The following is a 6,960-nucleotide window of genomic DNA, read 5'->3' as shown; positions in this document are numbered from 1 at the left end:
GCCCTGACGGCGAATCCCAACCCGCTGCCCTGCTCCGCAGGAGTCCGCTTCCTCCCCGGCCTGAAGGCCGGGGTATCCACGGAGGAGTTCGATGACGCGAATAACAATTGCGTCACTGCGTAGGTAGGAGGAGCCGCGCAGGCTTGAGTGGATTGTGACGTCCTCATCGGCCCGCGCGGCCCTGTCCCATCCTGCCTTCTGCGGCCTTGATCGTGCGCATCTCGGCGATTTGATCGAGGAGTTGGCTGGTCCGTGGACGGCGCAGTGCGAGTCCGCGCTCCGGAAACGACGCAGCGGCGACCCAGCGGGCGGCTGGTGCCGGACCCGATCACCGGCTGGTCTTCGTCGATCGGGTGCTGGTCACCCTGGTCTACCTGCGGCTGCACCTGCCGCACGCGGCGCTGGCTGCGCTGTATGGGATGAGTAGGCCCACCGTCACCCGGCGTCCGACGAACCTCTTCTTCCCGGAAGCCCGGGTAATGGGAGCCGAACCCGCGTATGCCTTCAGTCCCCGGGCGTCGGCGAAACGGCTGCGGTCGTCTCCGGTCTCGGCAAGCACCTGAGCGGCAAGCTGTACTCCCAGGCCGGGGAAACTGAGGAGAATCTCAGCGTCCGGGTGCCGGCGAAAATGCTCCTCCACCGCCGTCGCCAGATCCTCAGCGGCCAGACAGGCCGCGTCCAACTGACACAAGAGTGCGCGAAGTTGATGCCCCAAGGCGTCCTCGACAGCTTGCGGCTGATGGGCGTAGTCGCTGCGGAAGACCGTCCGCAGGCGGTCGACCTCGGAGTCGATGCCGCGAGTGCGGCCGGGGCGTTTTGAACGCGGTCCGCAACTGGGCCGGGGTCAGTCTCGCGGCCCTGGCTGGGGCCGGTGCTGCGGTCAGCACCGCGCGGGCCTCGGGCCGGGCCAGACGTACCGGTCCGGATGAGATCAATGAAAAGGCGCGGGCGGCACTTGACGTGGTCGAGGAGCACGGAGGGCGCACTGCCATCACCCTCAACTACTGGTCTGGCTCGGACTGCTACGACATGCCTTGGGAGGCGACGGAGTCGTACGCCCGGCACATGCCGCATCGACTCCGAAGTCGTACCGACATCGTGCTGCTGAGCGTGTACGAGACTGCTTGCGAGCCGGCTCAGCACCCTTCTGCCCGTCAGATCGGTTGGATAATGCCCGGCGACTACCTTCTGAAGGATGTCGTGACGCTCCAGGAGTGGGAGCGGTGGCCGGAAACCGACAGCGGACGCTGAGGCTCAACCGCCGATCGCGGACATCGGGCGGTCGGGCTGCAGGAAGGACGGGTCGTCAAGATCTGAGCCGGCCTTCTTACCCCACATCGCCAGCCGCCAGATGCGGGCGATGTCCTCGTCGGGGGCGTCCGAGCGCAGCGCAGCGCGCAGATCCGTCTCCTCGCGGGCGAACAGGCACGTACGCACCTGGCCGTCGGCCGTGAGGCGCGTGCGGTCGCAGGCACTACAGAAGGGGCGGGTGACGGACGCGATCACGCCGACGCGGCGCGGGCCGCCGTCCACGATCCAGCGCTCCGCGGGGGCCGAGCCGCGTTCGTCGTCACTTTCGGCGGTGAGCGTGAAGCGGGTCCGCAGGGAGGTAAGGATGTCGCCCGCGGTGATCATGCCGTCGCGCTTCCAGCCGTGCTGAGCGTCGAGCGGCATCTGCTCGATGAAGCGCAGCTCGTATTCGTGCTCCACGGCCCAGGCGAGGAGCTCGGGCGCCTCGTCGTCATTGAGACCGGGCATCAGGACGGTATTGACCTTGACCGGGGTCAGGCCCGCGTCACGGGCGGCTTCGAGGCCTGCGAGCACATCGTGGTGCCGGTCGCGCCGGGTCAACGTCTTGAAGACGTCGGGCCGCAGGGTGTCCAGCGAGACATTGACGCGGTCGAGACCCGCCGCCTTGAGCGCAGACGCTGTGTGCTTGAGTCCGATGCCGTTGGTGGTCAGCGACATCTTGGGGCGGGGCTCGAGGGCGGCGCAGCGCTCGATCAGGCCGACCAGGCCGGGACGCAGCAGCGGCTCGCCGCCGGTGAAGCGGACCTCGGTGATGCCGAGGGTGGTCACGGCGATGCGGATCAGCCGGACGATCTCGTCGTCGCTGAGCAGATCAGGCTTCGCGAGCCATCGCAGGCCCTCTTCGGGCATACAGTACGTACACCGCAGATTGCATCGGTCGGTGAGCGAAACCCGCAGGTCAGTAGCCACACGGCCATAGGTGTCGATGAGCATTGGTGGGCCCTCCCCCGCCGGAACGGATCTGACTGGATTCCGCTGTGCGGATCTCTGCCATCGCCAGCCTGCTTTCACACGAGCAGACCGCCACCCGCGGAGCCAGTCCGCCAGGGGGACACCGAGCCGAACCGCACCTTCCAGACGTGCCATCGCCAAACCGTGCACGAGCGTGAGATCACGCCGCAAGAAGCGGCGTCCAAGGCAAACAGTTGCATCCACCCGACGAGCACCACATCAGGTAACAGGTGCTTATCCTCAATATCCCTGGTACTTGCAACGGCTACGACTTGTCCGGCCGATCATGTCTTCTCGTTCAGCAAGTACTTCACTCCCCTCCCTCATCCACGGCACGCGCCGGACCGTCGCAGAGGGCAGTGAGGGCGCACCATCCGAGTGCGGGACCTTGGGAATCGCCAGGTCCAGGTCGCCGACCAGCGTGGTGAGGGTCTTGTCGCGGTGCCCGTTGCGCAAGACCGTCCGCGAGGAGGTGTGCTCGTTCTACTACGCGCCGATGTGCACGGTGGCCTCGGCCTCGATCAGTTCTTGCAGCATCCGCTCGCCACACTGCGGACGAGCTCGATTCCGTCGGACGAACGTAGTGACTCCAGCAGGCGTATCAGGTCAGACTGAGACAGGACCATCGTGCACTCCAGCAGCTTGAACTGGCGTTTTAGCAGGGAGAGTCGCACAGTGGCCGCCCCTTGGTCAGGGAGCAGCCACCCGCATCAGGTGTGCGCCCCGGGGCAGACGCCCGCGCACTCCCATACCTTGATCGGCTACACCACGACAAGGGACGCCATCCGAGCAGCGCGCGTTGCCGATCCGGATGTCCGCAGTCAGGGTGTCCGGGTCGATCGGCGCCGGGGGCGGGGCCGCCGTGGCTACCGGTCCGCAGTCGGCACCCGCAGCAGCTTGGCGAGCCGGGGCACCTTGGTGAAGCGGCCGCTGTGGTAGGCGCCGGCGACCGCGCCGCCGCGCGAGCGGCACGGTGATCCGGACTCGGCGCCGCAGCGCGGGCACGGGTGGCGCTCGATGTCGTCCACATCGGACACGGTGCGGTTTGAGGATCCGTCATGAGCCCAGATTCTCGCAAAATGCAACTCTCAGAAGGGGGTGACTCCCGCTTTTGAGTGAGAACGAGTTTTGCGAACCGATCCGTGGTTCCCAGGGTCTTCCCGGGCCTAGCGATCTTGCTCTGGCAAAGGACCATTTATGAGAATGCCCGCCCGTGGCGGTCAGAGCACCGCTTCGGACGATCGGCAACTGCCGACTGAAAGGCTCCCCTGCCAGAGTCAGGCGGGGTCTGAGTGGCGCAGGTCAGGAGTACATGTGCTGCAGTGCTCTCATCGCGCTGTCGACGACCTCGTCGTCGGATGCCCGGGCGAGTCGGTGGGCCTGGTCGCCGCCGTTGAGGCCGAGGAGTACAGGCTTGCCGAAGGCCTTGTATCCGTTGACCCACCAGGACCACAGGTTGGGGTTCTTGGGGTCGAACCATTCGATTACGTCGACGTCTTTGTCCCAGAAGGGCTTGGGGAATTCGAGCCACAGTTTGTCGAGAAGACCGGCTCCCAGCGCTTTGATGGCCTCCTGTTTGGCGTCGGGCAGGGTCGGCTCGAAGTCGATGGTTGCGGCCTTGAGTACGCCGATCGGAACGGTGATCACCGCGCGATCGGCCTGCACGGTGTTGCCGTCCCACAGGGTCACCGTCACCCCGTCCCTGCCGTACTGAATGCCGGTGACGACGTGCCGCATACGCACCGGGATACCGCCGCGGACCTGCGCGAGGATCCGATCGTAGCCGCGCGGCAGCAGAAGATCAGGGCCCTTCAGGTCCCGGCCCTCGAGGGTGGCCATCACCGAGAGCTGACGGGGCTCGGCGGCGTATTCCAGGGGATAGTTGATGTTCAAGGCAGTGCGCAGCGCGGCGGAGGGATCGCGTGGCATCACTGAGGCGACGGTGGTTTCATTCGGGTCCTCCGCATCCTCCAACTTCGCCTCATAGCGGGCGAGCTCGCGCATCGCCTGATCGTCCTCACCGGTGACGTTGTCGTAGTCGAAGGTGTAGCTCGGGTCGCCTATTTCCTTCAGGATGCGGGTCATGACGTTGCCCGAGGAGCCGTGGATCCAGGAGGCCCCCATCTCCGCCGGCACTCCGGCGATGTGCTGGGTCCAGATCCGCCCGCCGATGCGGTCGCGCCCTTCGAGAACCGTCACCTGGTAGTCCTCGTCGACAAGCGCGCGAGCGCAGCCGAGTCCGGAGAACCCGGACCCGATGATCACGATGTGCTCGCCCTCCTCGGCCGCGTCGATGACTTGCCTGGCCGCGCGCCGTCCGCTCTCCAGGGCGCCGTGGGCTGTGGAGGGCGCTTCGGAGGACGTCGTCTCCCCGGCGAAGTACAGGCGGTCTCCCACCGGCGCGGCCAGCATTGTGCGTGCCCGCGCACCCAGGCTGCTGGGCGCGAGGTAGGAGTAGGAGCAGCGGGCGAAGGGGTCGTTGGACCAGGACGTGCGCAGGTATGCCACCGGTTCCCGGACCGCGGGGTTGCCGCGTCTTGTCGTTGTGCTCGGCTTGCAGGAAGCCACCGTCCCGGTGACGGCCATAGCGAGAGCCGAACCGAGCAGCCTGCGGCGCCCGATTTCGTTCGGTGACTTCATGCGAAAGAATCCTGTCCAGGTGAGCGGTAAGGGTCGCCTGCAAGACGGGACTATGACAGTCATGGTTGCGCAATTGTGGTTGCTTCCTGGCGGAAACGCTGACAAGCGCATCCGAGATCCGCTACAGAGAGTACTTGTCACTTCGCGGCAGCTTCGGGAGAACAGGGCCCTGGTCCCCGTGGGTTCAAGGAAACCGAAGGTCCTTCAGCCTGAACCCGCGGGTACACCGGTCTGCTTCAGGTCGGTAGATCCGTGGGTTCGGTTGGAACACGAGGATGCTGTGTAAGCCGAAGAACTTCGGTCGTGACATCGGCGTCGACCCTGCGCCTGTGTTCTGTCGCCGTATTTCGAGGACCCCGGCTCCCCTCGCTGCAGCGGCGGAATGCCAGTTCTTCGAGGGGCGGATTGCGGCCCGGGTGAGCCGGACCGGCTATTATTTCCCTTTCCGGTACAGGTGATCCGCGAGCCATATGGCACCGGCTGCTGCCGCCACCTGGCCAGCCTTAGTGTGCCGGCTCCGCTTCTTTACGCCCAAGAGGGATCGCAGGTGTGAGGACAAGGGCGCATCGGGGTGTCCTGAGCGTAGAGCGACGTACTCTGCTGCGGCGAAGTAGGCACCCCATCCAGCCCAGACGGCCGCCCACCGGACGCGCTGGTTCCAGGAGACGGCCTTGACGACTGAGCGAATGCCAAAGACGGCTTCATGCGTGGCAGCTGCCATGGCGACCTCTGAAAAATGTTAGCAAAACCCTCGGTAGCCCGGACGGCTGCGCCCCCGTACAGAAGCTTCGCTTCGAGCCTTACCCCAGCTTCGTTTGCTGGTGCATGTCCGCCATGAGTATTCGCTACCTCTGAAATACCCGGATCCCTCCACCGTAGGTGCCACGGGTGTAGCAGGACTGATTCAGTCTATTGATCGCTCGTTTGATGGTGTTGCGTCTCTTGTACCGCACGTCGTCGAAGCCGGGTGGCCGTCCCGCCGCGTGAGCCTATGCCGTAGGCGGGTGTGGCCTGGCTGTCGGTCTTTGCCGGGATCGCGTGTTGGATGGCGCGGCGTCGCAGGTACTCGCGGCACGAGCCGCTGCTGTAGCCCTTGTCGGCCGCAGGGCGAGGCGGGCCGCGCTGATGCCAGCTCACGCGGTGAACGCGCGGACGGCGTCAGGCAGTGCTCCCGGCAGGACTCGAACCTGCGGCCAGACGCTTAGAAGGCGCCCGCTCTATCCACTGAGCTACGGGAGCCGAACTACGACAACACGACCGTGCCGTCCCAAGTTGCCACGCCCGCAATGCGGACGGCGAGCCCGGCCAACCAGCGTCATGCCTGCTTGTGCCGCATCCAGACGAAGCGGGCCCTCTTCATCGTTTCCCTGGCGGGTGGGGGCCGGCTCCGCTGGCACTGGCAGCCCACAGCGGCAGACGGGAAGTTCCTGCTGTGCTTCCAGTTCCACTGAATCATGGAAGTCCACCTCCCTCCAGGAGCGATCGCTACTCATCATGAAGGTCGCGGCCCAGACGGTGGGAGCACAGGCAGGCACGGGCACCCGCTCCCACCAGCAGCGCCCATCAGCCAACCCTCTCCCGACCGCACCGCAACCAACCTCCGCCGCTCGGCGACCCGGGTTCCGCTGCCCACCCTGGTACGGGCCGCCGGACGCAGATGGACGCTCGAGAAGACCATCCAGTCCGCCAAAGGCCTGACCAGACTGGACGAACACCAGGTCAGATGCGGGACGTCCTGGCACTGCCGGGTCACCCTCGCGATGGCCGCCCACGCCTTCCTCACCCGTCGTCCGCGCCGACGAACACGTCTACCCAGGCCGGACGGGCTGATACCGCTCACCCGCAGCGGACCAGCGCCCGTTCGTCGTCCGACGCGTCCACGACATGGCCCACCGGCTCGACCAGCCAATATCCTCCACAAGCCGTCCGGACATGTAGATCGCGAACTGCAACCGGAGCACTGATGCCCGATTTTTTCTGTTTTGGGTATGGACTACTCAGGGATTCCGTGCTCCACGGGAGTGTGCTGGAAGTACCAGAAAAGCATTCCGGCCCCCT

The 6,960-nt window shown here is 65.9% G+C and carries 3 protein-coding genes, 1 tRNA gene and 1 pseudogene; all 5 read right to left on the bottom strand.

What is annotated here, in order from left to right; genetic code table 11:
- Positions 1-388 precede the first annotated feature (388 nt).
- A pseudogene (locus ACFWBT_RS40465) lies at positions 389-956 on the bottom strand (transposase); the annotation flags it as partial.
- A 298-nt stretch (positions 957-1,254) separates the two neighbouring features.
- The gene (gene moaA, locus ACFWBT_RS40460; RefSeq protein WP_385709101.1) at positions 1,255-2,244 is read right to left on the bottom strand and encodes a GTP 3',8-cyclase MoaA; all 990 of its coding nucleotides are present in this window, start codon (positions 2,242-2,244) and stop codon (positions 1,255-1,257) included.
- Positions 2,245-3,128: 884 nt separating this feature from the next.
- A complete protein-coding gene (locus ACFWBT_RS40455; protein ID WP_385709099.1) occupies positions 3,129-3,290 on the bottom strand; it encodes a hypothetical protein in 162 nt (53 codons plus the stop codon).
- 274 nt (positions 3,291-3,564) lie between these two features.
- Positions 3,565-4,848: an FAD-dependent oxidoreductase gene (locus ACFWBT_RS40450; protein ID WP_385709104.1), complete on the bottom strand. Its 1,284-nt coding sequence runs from the start codon at positions 4,846-4,848 to the stop codon at positions 3,565-3,567.
- A gap of 1,220 nt (positions 4,849-6,068) precedes the next feature.
- Positions 6,069-6,141 (bottom strand) — tRNA-Arg (locus ACFWBT_RS40445).
- Between the last annotated feature and the right edge of the window lie 819 nt (positions 6,142-6,960).

The sequence above is a fragment of the Streptomyces sp. NPDC060027 genome (assembly GCF_042737005.1).
GTDB lineage: Bacteria > Actinomycetota > Actinomycetes > Streptomycetales > Streptomycetaceae > Streptomyces.
The sequence above is the reverse complement of the archived record's forward strand: the minus strand, read 5'-3'. Positions and strand labels throughout refer to the sequence as shown.

Excerpts from the sequence above, each read along its gene's own strand:
- moaA (WP_385709101.1), bottom strand. The coding sequence starts at position 2,244 with ATGCTCATCGACACCTATGGCCGTGTGGCTACTGACCTGCGGGTTTCG.
- ACFWBT_RS40450 (WP_385709104.1), bottom strand. The coding sequence starts at position 4,848 with ATGGCCGTCACCGGGACGGTGGCTTCCTGCAAGCCGAGCACAACGACA.